15 protein-coding genes and 1 pseudogene are annotated in these 15171 nt (G+C 63.0%); 4 read left to right on the top strand and 12 right to left on the bottom strand.

Going from position 1 to position 15171, the window contains the following annotated elements; all coding sequences use genetic code 11:
* Positions 1–148: 148 nt before the first annotated feature.
* From V1290_RS23315 to V1290_RS23330, 4 genes are all read right to left on the bottom strand, one after another.
* Entirely contained in the window at positions 149–1237 is a 1089-nt protein-coding gene (locus V1290_RS23315; RefSeq protein ID WP_057841585.1) for a TRAP transporter substrate-binding protein, read from the bottom strand.
* A 392-nt stretch (positions 1238–1629) separates the two neighbouring features.
* Positions 1630–2943: an NAD(P)H-dependent oxidoreductase gene (locus tag V1290_RS23320; RefSeq protein WP_334366545.1), complete on the bottom strand. Its 1314-nt coding sequence runs from the start codon at positions 2941–2943 to the stop codon at positions 1630–1632.
* Positions 2944–3119: 176 nt separating this feature from the next.
* Positions 3120–3920, bottom strand: a complete 801-nt coding sequence (locus V1290_RS23325; protein WP_334366546.1) for a phytanoyl-CoA dioxygenase family protein — start codon at positions 3918–3920, stop codon at positions 3120–3122.
* Positions 3921–3996: 76 nt separating this feature from the next.
* A complete protein-coding gene (locus V1290_RS23330) occupies positions 3997–4671 on the bottom strand; it encodes a GntR family transcriptional regulator (protein ID WP_334366547.1) in 675 nt (224 codons plus the stop codon).
* A gap of 145 nt (positions 4672–4816) precedes the next feature.
* Here V1290_RS23330 and V1290_RS23335 point away from each other — a divergent pair, with 145 nt between their 5' ends.
* Positions 4817–5635 carry a class I SAM-dependent methyltransferase gene (locus V1290_RS23335; protein ID WP_334366548.1) on the top strand — a complete coding sequence of 273 codons (819 nt, stop codon included), beginning with the start codon at positions 4817–4819 and terminating at the stop codon, positions 5633–5635.
* Here V1290_RS23335 and V1290_RS23340 read toward each other — a convergent pair.
* Positions 5628–6483: pseudogene (locus V1290_RS23340) on the bottom strand (sigma-70 family RNA polymerase sigma factor). The gene V1290_RS23335 and the pseudogene V1290_RS23340 sit on opposite strands and share 8 nt — an antisense overlap.
* Before the next feature lie 115 nt (positions 6484–6598).
* On the opposite strand from V1290_RS23340, the gene V1290_RS23345 reads away from it, so the two are divergent.
* Entirely contained in the window at positions 6599–7054 is a 456-nt protein-coding gene (locus V1290_RS23345) for a carboxymuconolactone decarboxylase family protein (protein WP_334366549.1), read from the top strand.
* A gap of 162 nt (positions 7055–7216) precedes the next feature.
* Entirely contained in the window at positions 7217–8950 is a 1734-nt protein-coding gene (locus V1290_RS23350; RefSeq protein WP_334366550.1) for an adenylate/guanylate cyclase domain-containing protein, read from the top strand.
* Between the two features lie 16 nt (positions 8951–8966).
* Here the strand turns inward: V1290_RS23350 and V1290_RS23355 are convergent, their stop codons facing one another.
* Together V1290_RS23355 and V1290_RS23360 are read right to left on the bottom strand one after the other, a co-directional pair.
* The gene (locus V1290_RS23355; RefSeq protein ID WP_334366551.1) at positions 8967–9791 is read right to left on the bottom strand and encodes an alpha/beta fold hydrolase; all 825 of its coding nucleotides are present in this window, start codon (positions 9789–9791) and stop codon (positions 8967–8969) included.
* 5 nt (positions 9792–9796) lie between these two features.
* Complete coding sequence (locus V1290_RS23360) at positions 9797–10621, bottom strand: alpha/beta fold hydrolase (protein WP_334366552.1); 825 nt, start codon at positions 10619–10621, stop codon at positions 9797–9799.
* A 189-nt stretch (positions 10622–10810) separates the two neighbouring features.
* On the opposite strand from V1290_RS23360, the gene V1290_RS23365 reads away from it, so the two are divergent.
* Complete coding sequence (locus tag V1290_RS23365) at positions 10811–11353, top strand: methylated-DNA--[protein]-cysteine S-methyltransferase (RefSeq protein ID WP_334366553.1); 543 nt, start codon at positions 10811–10813, stop codon at positions 11351–11353.
* A gap of 125 nt (positions 11354–11478) precedes the next feature.
* Here the strand turns inward: V1290_RS23365 and V1290_RS23370 are convergent, their stop codons facing one another.
* The 5 genes from V1290_RS23370 to V1290_RS23390 form a co-directional block, all read right to left on the bottom strand.
* Positions 11479–12282, bottom strand: a complete 804-nt coding sequence (locus V1290_RS23370; RefSeq protein ID WP_334366554.1) for an enoyl-CoA hydratase/isomerase family protein — start codon at positions 12280–12282, stop codon at positions 11479–11481.
* Complete coding sequence (locus tag V1290_RS23375; RefSeq protein ID WP_334366555.1) at positions 12279–13148, bottom strand: MBL fold metallo-hydrolase; 870 nt, start codon at positions 13146–13148, stop codon at positions 12279–12281. The genes V1290_RS23370 and V1290_RS23375 overlap by 4 nt, the downstream gene beginning before the upstream one ends.
* Entirely contained in the window at positions 13145–13450 is a 306-nt protein-coding gene (locus V1290_RS23380) for a hypothetical protein (RefSeq protein ID WP_334366556.1), read from the bottom strand. The genes V1290_RS23375 and V1290_RS23380 overlap by 4 nt, the downstream gene beginning before the upstream one ends.
* A 22-nt stretch (positions 13451–13472) precedes the next feature.
* Positions 13473–14087, bottom strand: a complete 615-nt coding sequence (locus tag V1290_RS23385) for a glutathione S-transferase family protein (RefSeq protein ID WP_334366557.1) — start codon at positions 14085–14087, stop codon at positions 13473–13475.
* Between the two features lie 154 nt (positions 14088–14241).
* Positions 14242–15084: a fumarylacetoacetate hydrolase family protein gene (locus tag V1290_RS23390; protein WP_334366558.1), complete on the bottom strand. Its 843-nt coding sequence runs from the start codon at positions 15082–15084 to the stop codon at positions 14242–14244.
* Between the last annotated feature and the right edge of the window lie 87 nt (positions 15085–15171).

Below are 15171 nucleotides of genomic sequence, written 5' to 3' on the forward strand. Positions count from 1 at the left end.
CGTTTTCAAGCGAAGCATGCCCTCGGACGTGATCCGGGGGTGGACCGGTTCGCGTGAAGAAAACGCGTAAAGATTAGAGAGCCACCCGTTCAACGAAGAAGCCCCGGAGAAATCTCCGGGGCTTCCTTTTTGTCAGCGGTAGTGCGCCTCAGGTGCGGGTGCGCATTCGCATCATGAAGCTGTCGTAGCTCAGCTCAGCCACCTGATTCCATGCCAGCGACTCGTTGCGGAACGCCGACAGGCTCGTATACATCTTGTTGAAGTGCGGGTTGTTCTTGGCGAGATCTGCGTAGATGCCGTTGGCGGCATTGTAGCAAGCCTCGAGCACTTCCTGCGGGAACGGTCTGAGGATCGCGCCCGCAGCCAACAGCCGCTTCAATGCCGGCGGATTGACGTAGTCGTATTTGCCGGTGACCCAGGTGAACGTATCGTAGGACGCGGTCTCGATCGCGGCCTGGTAGTGCTTCGGCAGCGCGTTGAATTTTTCGAGGTTCATGATGTTGTGGCCCTGGCCGGTGCCTTCCCACCAACCCGGATAGTAGTAGTACTTCGCGACCTTCACGAAGCCGAGTTTCTCGTCGTCGTAAGGGCCGACCCACTCGGCCGCATCGATGGTGCCCTTTTCCAGCGCCGGATAGATGTCGCCGCCCGCGATCTGCTGCGGCACGCCGCCGACCTTGGCGATGATGGTGCCGGCGAAACCGCCGACGCGGAATTTGAGGCCCCGGAAGTCATCCATCGACTTGATCTCTTTCCGGAACCAGCCGCCCATCTGCGCGCCGGTAGAGCCGGTCGGCTGGCCGATGCAGCCATACTCCTTCAAGAGGTCGTTGAGCATGTCCATGCCGCCGCCGAAGCGCAGCCAGGAAATATGCGAGCGCGTGTTGAGCCCGAACGGCAGCGACGTGCCGAAGGTGAACGCCGGGTTCTTGCCCCAATAGTAATAAAGCGCGGTGTTGCCCATCTCGACGGTGCCGTTCGAGACGGCGTCGAGCACCTGCAGACCGGGCACGATTTCGCCGGCCGCGAACGCCTGAATCTGGAATTTGTTGTCGGTGATTTCGGCAACCCGCTTGGCGAAATATTCACAGCCGCCATACAGCGTATCGAGTGCCTTCGGCCAGCTTGCCGTGTAGCGCCACTTTATCTCCGGGTTGGACTGCGCAATCGCTGGCGCGGCAACCGCACTCGCGGCAAGACCGACGCCGCCCACCTTCAAGAAATCACGACGTTTCATTTGTCTCCCCTCTGTTATCGTCGAGACCGACCAAGGGACAACGATCTCACGTCGTCTTCTCTGGTTTTCCGATGGGCGGTGCCGGACTGTTGTTTAGGAATGTGGGCCCTGAAACCTAGGCTCTTGGTGATGCAATCAATTTTCCCGGCTTTGTGGACCTGAAGGCAGGATGACGAATTGGTGATTGATAATCAAGCGTTCTGGTTAGCCGCAAGTGCGAAGAGCTGCCTGAATATCGAGCGGCCCAGGTGCAGTACTGGTTAATCGGATTGCCGCATTGCGGTAATTCCGCGGCGCAGGCGCGAAGGACAGCGTCCATCATTCGACCTGAAGTGCATGCGCAGCGCAGTGGAATTTCCGGCTGCAGCTTGTTTCCAACGCGCGCCGCGTGATCATCGTCTCGTGGAGAATGCCGCTTCCATCGCCCTGCGTGTCTTGATGGTGTCGCTGTTTTCATCGACCTCGACATCGCTCCAGCGCACCACCTCGCCGTGGGCGACGTCGTTCTTCAGCTTGACGCGATGAGCAAGCCCGATCGGTAGCGCGCCGGCGGCGAGGCTTTTCGATGCCGGCATCAACTTGCCCCACACGGTGTAGCCGCCTTCGCCGTCCAGCATTTCGCCGGCGCGCAGATCGCGTTTTGCTACCGCCGCGACGTCGCCGCGAAAATCATGCGGCTGACCGGTCGGCTCGTTGCGTAGCGCGGCCGAGAGGATCGAGATATTCAGCTCAAGTCCGATCAGATGATACGGCTTGTACATCGCCGCATATCGGCCTGATGCGTCGGTCTTCAGCCCGTACTGCCTGAAGCAATCGGCAGCGTAATCGTTCGGTGCTTCCAGCACGACATAGACGCCCCAGCGCAGATCCCGGAATACGGGACGGCCGTCGCGCTCCAGCGACGAGACGACTTCCGCAAGGCCGGCCTTCTCCAGCACGCCTCCCTTATCACGTGGCCGCATCACATGCGGCAGATCGTCGACGCCGCAAGGTGGAAACAGCAACCCGTCCGACGGCACGTCCAGTCCGGTCGCATTCGCGATCGCCGCCATTTCGATCGCGGACTTGGTGCCGTCCAAAAACGAGTTGAACATCTGCGGATTCATGCCGGCCGATTGCGCTTCGCCCGCCGTCAGCCCGTAATGCTGCCAGACGCCGTCCGGCGTCACGTCGTGATAGGCGGGCAGGTATTTGGTGCCCTTGCCGGCGGCGACGACGCGAAAGCCCGTCGCGCGCGCCCAGTCCACCATTTCGGCGGTCAGCGCCGGCTGGTCGCCATAGGCCAGCGAATAGACCACGCCAGCCTTGCGCGCTTCCTGCGCCAGTAGCGGCCCGGCCAGCACGTCGGCCTCGACATTGACCATTACGACATGCTTGCCCGCCGCAATGGCCGCGCGGGCATGTCTAATGCCGACGGCCGGGTTACCGGTAGCTTCCACCACGACGTCCACTGCGCTGTCGGCGATCGCGCGCGCGCCGTCGTCGGTGAAGACCGTCCGCGCGATGCGCGCCTGATCCCAGCCGACGGTGCGGCAGGCTTCGCGGGCGCGATCGCGATCGATGTCGATGATGACGGGCACTTCGAGTCCCGGCGTATGCGGCACCTGCGACAAGAACATCGAGCCGAATTTTCCGGCGCCGATCAGCGCGACGCGAACCGGCTTGCCGGCCGCCAATCGGGCATTGAGAAGGTGGTGGAGGTTCATGAGAAATCCGACAAGCTATCTGAAACGTGTCCCGGACGCGGTGCAGCCTAGGCGATGCGAAGCATCGTCCGGCAACGCTGCTCCGCAGAGCCGGGACCGATGGGAAAGTATAGCGTGGGTCCCGCCTCAGCAGCGCATCATTTCATGCTGCGCTGCGTCCGGGGCACGAGAGAGCCTCACTCCGCGGCTTGCCGATGCGCACGCGCGAGCCGCAGCAGCGCGTCGTCGTCCACCGTCTGGATCGGCGTGAAGTCGCGATGCGCGATGTAGTCGGGCCGCGTGGGGGTGCGGATGTAGTTCGAGACCGCATTCAGCGTCAGGTAGACGATCTTGCGCGGGTAGGGCGTGATGTTGCCGCTTGATCCGTGCACCAGGTTGCCGTGGAACATCAGCATGCCGCCGGCCTTGCCGGTGGGCGCGACGATGCCGCCTTCCTTCACCAGCCGGGTGACAGTCTCCTCATCCAGGGTCCACAGCGGATAGGACGTCGTTTCCAGATCATGCGAGGCCTTGAGGTCGCCGGCGTGCTGGCTCTTCGGCACCAGCATCAACGGGCCGTTGATCGGCATTACCTCGTCCAGGAAGATCGCGATGTTCATCGCGCGCGGCTCCGGCATGCCGTCGTCGCGCTTCCAGGTGCCGTAATCCTGATGCCACTGCCAGACATCACCGGTGAAGGCGGCTTTGGCGTTGATCTTGAATTGATGCATGTAGACCTTCTCGCCGAAGATCTGCTCGATCGGCTCGATCATGCGTGGATGCGCGCCGAGAGCGCCGAACGCCTCGTTGTAGAGATGCGCGGCAAAGGCGGTGCGCGGCGCGCCGCTCTTCTCGCGCCACACCTCCGGGCGGTTGGCGTCGTAGATGCTGACGGCCTCGCGGGCGAGATAATCCACTTCCTCCGGGCTGAACAACTCCGGCAGGAACAGCCAGCCTTCGCGGTTGAAGAATTCGATCTGCTGTGGCGTCAGTTTCATGGTGTTTCCTCCTTTGGTTCTTGTTGTTGTCATTCCGGGTTCGATGCTTCGCATGCCCCGGAACGACCGCGCGTTGTTACGCCGCTCTATCCGTCGCTCTCAGTCTCTCTTCAGTCATCCGCCCGGCCGTCTGCGCATGCGCCAGCGCTGTGGCCTCCGCCGCCCTGGCGTTGCCGGTGAGAATCTGCGCGGCGATCGCCTCATGCTCTTCCCAGGCGCGTTCGCGGTAATCGAGCTCTGCCAGCACCGTCGCCATCGAGCGGCGCATATGCGGCCATTGCGGCGCGATCATTTCCTCGATCGCCGGATTGCCCGCGAGGCGATAGACGGCGCTGTGAAAATCGACGTCGAGGGCGATCAGCCGCGAAAGCGGCGTGTCTTTGCCGATGCTCCGCCCGGCCTGCAGCGCCGCCTCGAGCTGCGCGCGCCCGGAAGCATCGGCTCTCGCCCGCCCAGCCGCGAGCTTTGCCGCCAGCGCGTCGATCGCGCCTCGCACTTCGTAGAGCTGGCGGATGCGTTCGGGATCGAGCCGGATGACTTCAAAGCCGCGGCGGCCGCTTTCGGCGACGAGCCCCTGCCGATGCAGCAGATGCAGCGCATGGGACACCGGCTGGCGCGATACGCCGAGCTTTTCTGCAAGCTCGTTCTGCCGGATGCGATGCCCGGGCGGCAACGAACGATCGGTGATCGCTTCGAGGATCCGGGCATAGACCTGGTCGATCAGGTTGGGGAGTGGATCAACGGGGATCATGCCGATCGTCCCATTTTGGAATACGGAATTCCGAATTCGGAAACTAGCGACCGGCCCTGGCTGCGTCAAGGGGCTGTGGGGAGACTCACAATTGTCGCGCGCCCGGCAGGCTATATTTCGACGGGGCGTGATCGGAGGATTGATCATGGACAATGCCGCGAGTTTCACGGGCAGCATCCCGCATTATTACGATCAGGGCCTCGGACCGGTCATTTTCGTCGAATATGCCGCCGACATTGCGCAACGCGTCGCGGCTGGCCGCCCGGCGCGCGTCCTGGAGACGGCGGCCGGCACCGGCATCGTTACGCGCAAGCTACGCGATGCGTTGCCGGCCGATACCCAGCTGACGGCGACCGATTTCAATCCGCCGATGCTCGATATTGCCCGCGCCAAGTTTCAGACCGGCGAGCGGGTCGCCTTCCAGCCCGCCGATGCGGTCGCGCTTCCATTCGCCGATGCAAGCTTCGATGCGATCGTTTGTCAGTTCGGCCTAATGTTCTTTCCGGACCAGGCAAAATCCTTTTCCGAGGCCAATCGTGTGCTCGCGCCCGGCGGCCGCTACGTGCTCAGCGTTTGGGACTCTCACCGCTACAATCCGTTCGGCCGGATCGCGCATGAAGTGGCGGGCCGCTTCTTCGCGACCGACCCGCCGCAGTTTTACAACGTGCCGTTCTCCTGCCACCAGATCGATCCGATCAAGGAGATGCTGATCACGGCTGGCTTCGGCGACATCGGCATTGCCGTGATCAGGCAGGTAAGAGAACTCTCTGACGTCGCGACCTTCGCGCGGGCAGCCGTCCATGGTAATCCGCTGATCGATCAGGTCCGGGCGCGCGGCGGCGTCGATCCGGACCAGATCGTCGACACGATGGCGCAGGCGTTTCGCCGCGAATTCGGCGATCCCGGCCGGATGCCGGTTCAGGCGATCGTGTTCTCCGCAACAAAGATGACGCCGCTCACGTGAGCAGGTTTACGTCGAACTGTTCGATCCGCTCGGCATCGGCCACCGCTTCCACCGCCGAGATCCTGTCGCCACTGATCGTCAGCCGCACCACGATGCGCAGTTGCCCTCCGAGAATGACAGCGAGCGCGATTGCACCGTCGACCAGCGCCGGCTTGGCGGCTTGTGCGCGTCCCTTGAAGACTTCGGCAACTGCAGCAGAGCCACGGATTTCCGCGAACGAGCCCAGTCGCTGCGCGGCGGAATCGGCGCGGAACACCACCTCGGGATCGAGCACCGCGAGCAGCCCTTCGAAGTCGCCTCGCGGGAAGCCTTGATGAAGGCCTCGACGATGGTTTTCTGCCGGCCAAAGTCGGGATCCGGCGGCGGCGTGCCCTGCACCGGCGACGGGCGCGGCTGGCCAGTTGCCGTGCCGCGGCCGGCGTGCGGCCGACGATGGGCGCGATCTCCTCGAACGGCACCGCGAACATGTCGTGCAGCACGAAAGCAAGCCGCTCCGCAGGCGCGAGCGTTTCCAGCACCACCAGCAGCGCTGCGCCGACGGAGTCGGCCATCTCTGCGTCCCGCCCATGCTGGTCATCGGCGACAGGTTCCGGCACGTGCGGACCCATTGGTTCCTCGCGCCGCGATTTGCGCGAGCGCAGCATGTCGAGGCAGACGCGGGCGACGACCGTGGTCAGCCAACCCCCGAGGTTTTCGACCGCGCTGGTATCGGAACGGCTCAGCCGCAGCCAGGTTTCCTGCACGGCATCATCGACCTCGCTGGTCGAACCCAGCATGCGGTAGGCCACCGCCCGCAGATGGGGCCAGTTGGCCTCGAATCTCTCAGCCAGAAACTTTTTCTCGTCCATCGGTCACATTCCCATGTCGCGTTCCGTCATGGTGATGACGAACGAAAGCGCGCCGATGTGACAGCAAATCGGCGCTGCCGCGTCAAAAACAACCAACCATATGGAGCGTAAAATCATGCAAGCCAGAATGAATCACCCCGTCATGGTCGTTCCCGACGCCATGAAGGCGCTGCAGGCGCTGGGCGACCTGACCAAGAACAGCCTGCCGGAAAAGCTGCTCGAACTGGTGCACCTGCGGGCCAGCCAGATCAACGGCTGCAGCGTCTGCGTCGACATGCACCCGAAACTCGCCAGGAAGGCCGGCGAAACCGACGACCGCCTGTTCGCGGTGGCCGCCTGGCGCGACACGCCCTATTTCACCGAAGCCGAGCGCGCGGCCCTGGCGTTGACGGAAGCGCTGACACGGATCAGCGACCGTGCCGATCCGGTGCCGGACGAGGTCTGGAGTGAGGCCGACAAGCATTTCGACGAGGCGGAGCTCTCGGCGTTGATTCTGGCGATCGCCAACATCAATGTCTGGAACAGGCTCAATGTAGCCGTGCGTCAGCCTGTGGGCGTCTGGAAGGTGTAGCGGGGACGGAAGCCCCAAAACTATCGTCAATTTTAACGCGCCGGAACGTGCTTAATTCACCGGCGCGCGCTAAACATCAAGCCCGGCCGGATCGGCCGGGCTTTCGCTTTTTGTTGCCTTCATCCGTTTCCCAACATGTCCCTAGTTTTAGAATACACCTCGATGCTGCGACCGACCATCCGCAAGCGAATCCTCGGCATCGCCATCGGGCTGATCTTTCTGATGGTGATCATCTCGGCGCTGTCGACGGTGATGACGCGAAAAATTGCGCATCAGCTCGATGAGCTGACGACCAAATATGTCGAAGCATATGGGCATCTGGCGCGAATGAACGTCCGCTCCCTGGAGCAGGCGGTGGTGGTTCGCCGGATGGTGTTCATCAAGATACAAACGCCGCCGGACGAGACCGCCTTTGCAGATCAGCAAACCATCTATGAGGCGAAAGGGCGGGAGATCGACCAGGAGGCGCAGGCCGCACGCGCCCTGATCATTGCAATCATTGATGATCCGACCACCGTCTCCGACGACGCCAAGCTCGGACGGATCGAAAATCGGATCGAGACCATAACGAGCGACCTTCGCCGTTATCTGGACGAAGAGCATAGGCGGATCTGGCCGCAGCTCGATTCCGGCAACATGCCCGAGGTGCGGGCTAGCCTTGTTCGGACCGATGCGCTCCGCGACGAATTCAATCGCAAGATTGAGGAAATCCGGCACGACATGCTGGAGCAGGTCCGCAGCGATGCGGCCGTGACGATGCGCGATCAGCAGCGCGCGATTGTCATCTCTGCGATCGTGACGATGCTTGCGGCCATTCTCGGACTGACGTTCGCGTTCTTCGTCAGCACCGGTATTACTCGCCCGGTGCGGCGGTTGCTGGACGGCACCCGCGCCGTCGAAGCCGGCCGGCTTGACGGATCGATCGACGTCACCACGCGCGACGAGATCGGCCAGCTCACGGCCGCCTTCAACAACATGGTCGAGCAACTGCGCCACAAGGAGCGCCTGCGCGAGACTTTCGGCCGCTACGTCGATCCGCGCGTGGTGGAAGGGTTGATCGACCAGCGATCGCTGACTGCCGGCGCCGGCGAACGGCGGGTGATGACCGTGCTGTTCTGCGACATGCAGGGCTTTACCAGCCTCAGCGAGGGCATGACGCCGCAGGGCCTCGTCAAGGTGATGAACCACTATCTATCGACGATGTCGGAGCCGATCCGCAGCCATCGCGGCATCATCGACAAGTATATCGGCGACGCGATCATGGCCTATTGGGGGCCTCCCTTTACCGAGCATAGTGAGCAGGCGCGCCTGGCCTGCCTCGCTGCCGTCGAGATGGCCGATCGCGGCACGGCGCTGCGCAGGGAGTTGCCCGAATTGCTCGGCATACGCACCGTGCCGAGCGACTGCGACGTTCGCATTGGGGTTGCTACCGGTGAAGTGCTGGTCGGCAGCATCGGCTCGGAATTCATGATGAGCTACACGGTGATGGGCGACGCGGTTAATCTCGCATCGCGACTGGAGAACGCCAACAAGGTCTATGGCAGCCATTCGCTGGTTTCGGAGGTTGCGATCACGGCGGCCGGCGATGCGGTCGAATCCCGCGAGATCGATCGGCTGGTGGTTGCTGGTCAGACCGTTCCCCAGGCAGTGTTCGATATCCTGGGGCGCAAGGGCGAGCTCACCGACAAGCAATTGGCGTTGCGGGAGCGATATGCCGAAGGTCTCGCCGCCTATCGGGAGCGCCGCTGGGACGATGCGCGCCTGGCCTTTCATGCGGCGCTCGAGGCGGTCCCCAGCGACGGACCGGCCACGGCGCTGGCCAAGCGTGTCGAGAATTTTCAGCTCAACCCGCCGGCCGCGGATTGGGATGGTGCGTGGCGGCTCGACCAAAAGTAAGAAGTCGGCGGCGCATCTACGCCGCCAGGAAATCCAGTACGACGTTGCAAAATTCCTGCGGTGCGTGTTCGAACATCCAGTGGCGCGCGCCGGGGATCACCGCCGTCCGCGCGCCCGGAATATGTTCGGCCAGCACGCGCCAGATTACCGCCAGCGCGCCCCTGGTGTCGCCGCCGCCGATCAGCAGCATCGGTGTCCTGATCGCCTCCGCTTCGCTCTTCAGGAATGGTTTGCGGTTTTCGCCGACTTGACCGAGCAGCGTATGGATATTGTCGCGCAATTGCTGCCGCGCCACCGCCGGCCATCGCGCCCATGCGCCTTCGTCGTCGATGCCATCGACGAACAGCGCCAGCGCGCCGTCGATGTCACCGTTTCGCACCATCTCGGCCGCGACCGGAATGCGCGGGCCCAGCGGCACGGGGCCAGGAGCTGGACTGCTCGGCTGCAGCGACGGCTCGAGATCGCCGCCCGGTTCGGCAAGGACGGCTTTGCGCAATAAATCAGCCCGCGCTTGCGCCACCCGGAATCCGATATGGCCGCCGCGCGAATGGCCGATCAGATCGACCGGCCCGGCATTCAGTTTTTCGATGAAGCCGATGACGTCGGCGACGTGCTGCGCCATCAGATAGTCGTTGCCGATGCCGTCCCAATGCTCCGGAAAGAATCGCCGCAGGCTCAGCGAAATCACGCGGTGCCGTTTCGACAGGGGCCCCAGCACCGCGTTCCAGGTGCGGAAATCGCCGAGCGTACCGTGCACGAGAACCAGCGGCGGGCTGTTGGTAGCACCTTGGCCTACATCGAGATAGGCCATGTCGTAGCCGTTGATGTTCAAGGTCTGCATCGCGATCAATCCTCCCCGAGATACGACAGCACGATTTCGCAATATTTCTGCGGCGCCTGTTCGAACATCGGATGCGTGGCCCCCGGGATCATGTCGACGCGCGATCCCCTGACGTTGGCGGCCAAGGCATTGAGCACCTTTGGCAGCGTACCCTTGGTGTTGGCGCCGCCGATGAACAGCGTCGGCGTCGTGATCGCTTCCGCATCCGCCTTGGAGAAGGGCGGCCGGTGGTCGCGCATCTGCCCGATCAGCGTCGTCGCGTTGTCGCGCAGCAATTGCTTCGGCGTCGCCGGCAGGCGCTTCCAGGCGCCGCGACCTTCCAGCGCATCCATGAAAATCTGCAGGCCGCCGTCGATGTCGCCCTTGGCGATCACGCTGGCGGAAGCCGCGATCATTCCGGCCAGCGGCGAGGGACCGGGCATGTAAGCCGGATCGAGCGTGGCATCGAGTTCGCCGCCGGGCTCGGCCAGGATCAGCTTGCGCAGCAGATCAGGCCGGCGCTGCGCGACTCGGAAGCAGATGTGCCCGCCGCGGGAATGGCCCATCAGGTCGACTGGCCTTGTGTCCAGCTTTTCGATGAAGCCGATCACGTCCTCGACATGCTGGGCGATCGAATAGGTATCGCCGACGCCGTCCCAATGCTCCGGGAAGAAATGCCGCAGCGACGGCGCGATCACCCGATGCTTGCGCGTAAGCAGTCCCAGCACCGACGACCAGATCCGAAAATCGCACAGCGAGCCATGCACGCACACCAGCGGCGGGCCATTGCCGGCGCCGTAGCCGACGTCGAGATAGGCCATGTCATAGCCGTTGACGTGACAGGTTTGCATACGAAGCTCGCGGAATTGGAAGCAGGCGAGGGCCCATTGAACGGCGTCGGTGGGAGCCCCAGATCAGCGGAAGTTGTTCATGCCGTCAAGTTCCCCCGGGATTCGGGTGGATAGCAATAATCTCCAAGCCTAGATTTGAACCTGAGAGGAAAGCTGGGTGGCACTGAACAGGAGAATATGGAGCCAGTCATGACCGGGCACCATTTTACGATATTCGACACCGCGATCGGCCGCTGCGGCATCGTCTGGGGCGAGCGCGGCATTACCTCGGTGCAATTGCCGATGGGCGACGAAAAGAAGACCCGCACCCGCCTGCAGCAGCGCCATGGCGACCTGATCGAGACGCCGCCGCCGGCAAAGGTGCAGGCCGCGATCGACGGCATCGTCGAACTGCTCGAAGGCAAGCCGAACGATCTCGCCGACGTCGTGCTCGATCTCGATGGCGTCCCCGAATTCAACCGCGGTGTCTATGACATCGCGCGTACGATACCGCCGGGCAAGACCATGACCTATGGCGATATCGCCAAGAAGCTGGGCGGCGTGGAGCTGTCGCGCGACGTCGGTCAGGCGCTCGGGCGCAACCCCTGTCCGATCGTGGTGCCGTGTCATCGCGTGCTGGCGGCGGGCAACAAGCCCGGCGGCTTCTCCGCCAATGGCGGGGTGGTGACGAAGCTGAAGATGCTGGCGATCGAAGGCGCGGCGGTGAACCACACGCCGAGCCTGTTCGATTAGATCTTCGGTTCTGACTGAATCAGAACCGAAGCTCCAGGCTCTTGTTTTGACGCGTTTTCTTCGCGCGAACCGGTACCCACCCCGGATCACGTCCGGGGCGGGCTTCGCTCGAAAACGCTATGCGTTCACCGGCCCTTGAAATTGGGCGGCCGCTTCTCGTTGAAGGCCAGCACGCCCTCGCGGCGATCTTCCGTCGGCACCATGCGGTTATAGGCCTCGATCTCGAGCGCGAGGCCGTCCCGCAGGGATAGTTGCAGGCCGCGATGGATCGAGAGCTTTGCCTGCCGGACGGACATCGGTGCGTTGCGGGCTATCCGCGAGGCGGTCGCCAGCGCCGCCGGCAATAGTTCGGACAGCGGAAAGACTTCGTTCACAAAACCCCAGTCACGTGCTTCCGCTGAAGTAAACGGCTTGCCGGTCAGGATCAGCTCCTTGGCGCGGCGCTCGCCGACGGCGCGCGGCAAGGTTTGCGTGCCGCCGCCACCCGGCATGATGCCGAGTGTCACCTCGGTCAGCGCGAAGCGCGCGCTCTCGGCGGCGTAGAGGAAATCGCAACAGCCTGCGATCTCGCAGCCGCCGCCATAGGCCGCGCCGTTGACGGCGCCGATGATCGGGACGGGGCAGTCGATCAGCGCCCGCACCATGCGCTCGAAAATGACGTGCTGGCGCGTCCACGCCTCATCCGTCATGCCATGCCGCTCCTTCAAATCGCCGCCGGCGCAGAACGCCTTGTCACCGGCGCCGGTCAGCACGATGCAGCGCAGGCTCATGGAATCGAGCGCGACGTCTTCGAAATAGCGCACGAGATCGCGGCCCATCTGGGTATTGAGCGCGTTCGAAGCGTTCGGCCGATTGAGCCGGACGATGGTCACGTGCTCGTCGACAGTTTCGACCCAAAGCGTCTCGAAATCGGACGGGTTCGAGCTCATATCGCCTCGCAGATAAATCCGTTGCCCGCGCGCCGGATCTTCCCAACCGAAGGCGACGGGAAATGCGCGGTGCAGCACAGCGTATCGGTGTCGCAGTAGCGTTCCAGGAAACCGCGCCGCGTCGCCGCCGCCTGCGCCGGATCGACGTCAAACTTCACGGATAGTTCCGGATAGCGCGTCTGCAGCGGCGAGTGCATCAGGTCGCCCGAAAATACGGCGTCATCCTTGGCCCGACCGAAGGTGAAGGCGACATGGCCGGGCGTATGGCCCGGCGTCGGCAGGATGCGGGTGTGATCGCCGATGGCGTAGTCGCTGCGGACGATTTCGGCCTGTTTGGCCTCGACGACCGGTAGCACGCTGTCGCCAAATGGCGGCACCGGCGTCTTCGCGTGCGTCTCGGTCCAGTAGTCGAATTCGGTCTTGTCGAACACGTAACGCGCTTTCGGGAAGGTCGGCACCCAGCGGCCATTATCGAGCCGCGTGTTCCAGCCGACATGATCGACATGCAGATGCGTGCACATGACGTAGTCGATGTCTTCGATGGAAATCCCGGCGGCGGCCAATGCGCGCGCATAGGTGTCGTCCGTCTTCATGTTCCATTTCGGCCGCTGCGGCCGCGGCTTGTCGTTGCCGATGCAGCTATCGATCAGGATGGTGTGGTGCGGCGTCTTCACGACGTAAGACTGGAAGCAGAGGATCAGCACGTCGTTATGGTCGAGCGCGCCGGCCTTTTGCATCCACGGTCGGTTCTCGGCCAAGACCTCCGGGGTCAGCCCCGGCAGCATCTCCAAAGCCGGCAGGAAGGTGGTTTCCTGCTCGATGATGCGGTGGATGGTGAGGTCGCCGACGGCAAATTTCAGGCTCATGGTTTTCCTGCTGAATTGTCGCGCGTTGTTGTCCCGGACGTAAGGAATAATGAAGTTGGCAGGTCGCCGAAAAAACCGATCGCCCGAAAACGCGGCGTGACTGATTGCTCGATCCATTCGACCGAAACGATCTGCCGGCCGCCAGCAGTCAGCCAACCGTCGCCAATCGCGTCTGGGCTGCCGCCGGCGAGATTGCGCTGGCCGGTGGAGAATTCCTGTAGCTGGGCGGATGCGCCGGATGCGGCGAGCGCGAAAACGGCAGCGAAGCCGAGGTGCCGCAATTTTTTGCCAACCTCGCGCATGCTACCGTCTCCGTTGTTTGGGTTACGCCGGCGGCGGCGCCGAGATTTTCACCGACGGCCGCTCCATCATCTTCTGATGGAAGGCATCGAGCTTTGGATAGGCCTTGCGCCAGCCGCAATCGGCAAAGCGGAAGTCGGCATAGCCGAGCACGCAAACCAGGCCGATCTGCGCAATGTTGAACGGACCGGACAGCACGTCGGGCTTGTTCTCGAACCGCGCCATGCCGGCCCACGCTCTGCTCCAATGGTCGTCGTGCCAGGCATCCCAGCGCAGCCCTTCCGGCCGCACCATTTTTTCGTACCGGCACAGCAGCATGGAATCGAGCATGCCCTGCAGCAGGGAATGGTCGCTCTTCACCTTCCATCGCTCAAGCCCGGATGCGGGGATCAACTTTCCGCCGCCGGCGAGCTCGTCGAGATATTCGACGATGACGTAGGAATCGAGAATGACGTCGCCATTGTCGAGGATCAGCACCGGCAGCTTTTTCAGCGGCGTGATCTTCGAATATTCTTCATTGGGTTGACCCGGAGCAACCGTCGCCGGAGTGAATTCGATTCGGTCGATCAGACCGGTTTCGATCGCGACGATGCGAACTTTTCGGGCGAACGGCGAGGCGGGAGAGAAGGTGAGTTTCATGCTGTCCTCGAGGGCTTCTTCTTGTTTTGTCCGGCGATGACGACCACTCGATGTCATCATCCGCGAAGGCGGATAATCCAGTACCCCGCGGCGGTTCGGTTTTCTCACCCACGCCGCGGCGTACTGGATACCCCGCATTCGCGGGGTATGACATCTAGGCCGCGACGATTTCCTGGCGCTGCTCGCCGAGCCCTTCGATGCCGAGCGTAACGACGTCGCCGACGTTGAGGAAGGTCGGCGGCTTCATGCCGAGGCCGACGCCGGGCGGGGTGCCGGTGGTGACGATATCGCCCGGCAACAGCGTCATGAACTGCGAGACATACGAAATGCACTTCGCCATCGAGAAGATCATGGTCGAGGTCGATCCGGTCTGGCAGCGCTTGCCGTTGACGTCGAGCCACATCGACAGGTTCTGCACGTCGGGGATTTCGTCCTTGGTGACCAGCCACGGGCCGAGCGGCCCGAACGTGTCGTGCGACTTGCCCTTGGTCCACTGACCGAGCCGCTCGATCTGGAAATTGCGCTCGGAGACGTCATTGCAGACGCAGTAGCCGGCGATGTGGTTGAGCGCGTCGGCCTCCGAGACATATTTGGCGCGGGTGCCGATGATGGCGGCGATCTCGACTTCCCAGTCAAGCTTGGTGGAGCCGCGCGGCTTTTCGACCGCATCGTTCGGGCCCGACAGCGAGGTGTTGGCCTTGATGAAGAAGATCGGCTCGGTCGGGATCGGCGATCCCGTCTCCTTGGCGTGGTCGCTGTAGTTCAGGCCAATCGCGACGAATTTCGAGATGCCGGTGACCGGCGCGCCGAGGCGTTGCTTGCCGTCGACGGCGGGAAGCTTGGAGGTATCCAGCGCCGCCAGCTTGGCCAGCGAGGCCGGCGCATAGGCGTCCCCGTCGAGATCCCTGACGTGGGCGGAAAGATCGCGCAACTGGCCGGATTTATCGATCAGGCCGGGCTTTTCCGCACCCTTGGCGCCGTAACGAACAAGCTTCATTTCATCGCTCCCTGCGGGGTTATCAGACCCTATTGGTGGTATACCTCGGCACGCTTCATGGAACAGCGGGGCAGGAAATTCAACTGC

The sequence above is a fragment of the Bradyrhizobium sp. AZCC 1578 genome, assembly GCF_036924675.1.
Lineage (GTDB): Bacteria > Pseudomonadota > Alphaproteobacteria > Rhizobiales > Xanthobacteraceae > Bradyrhizobium.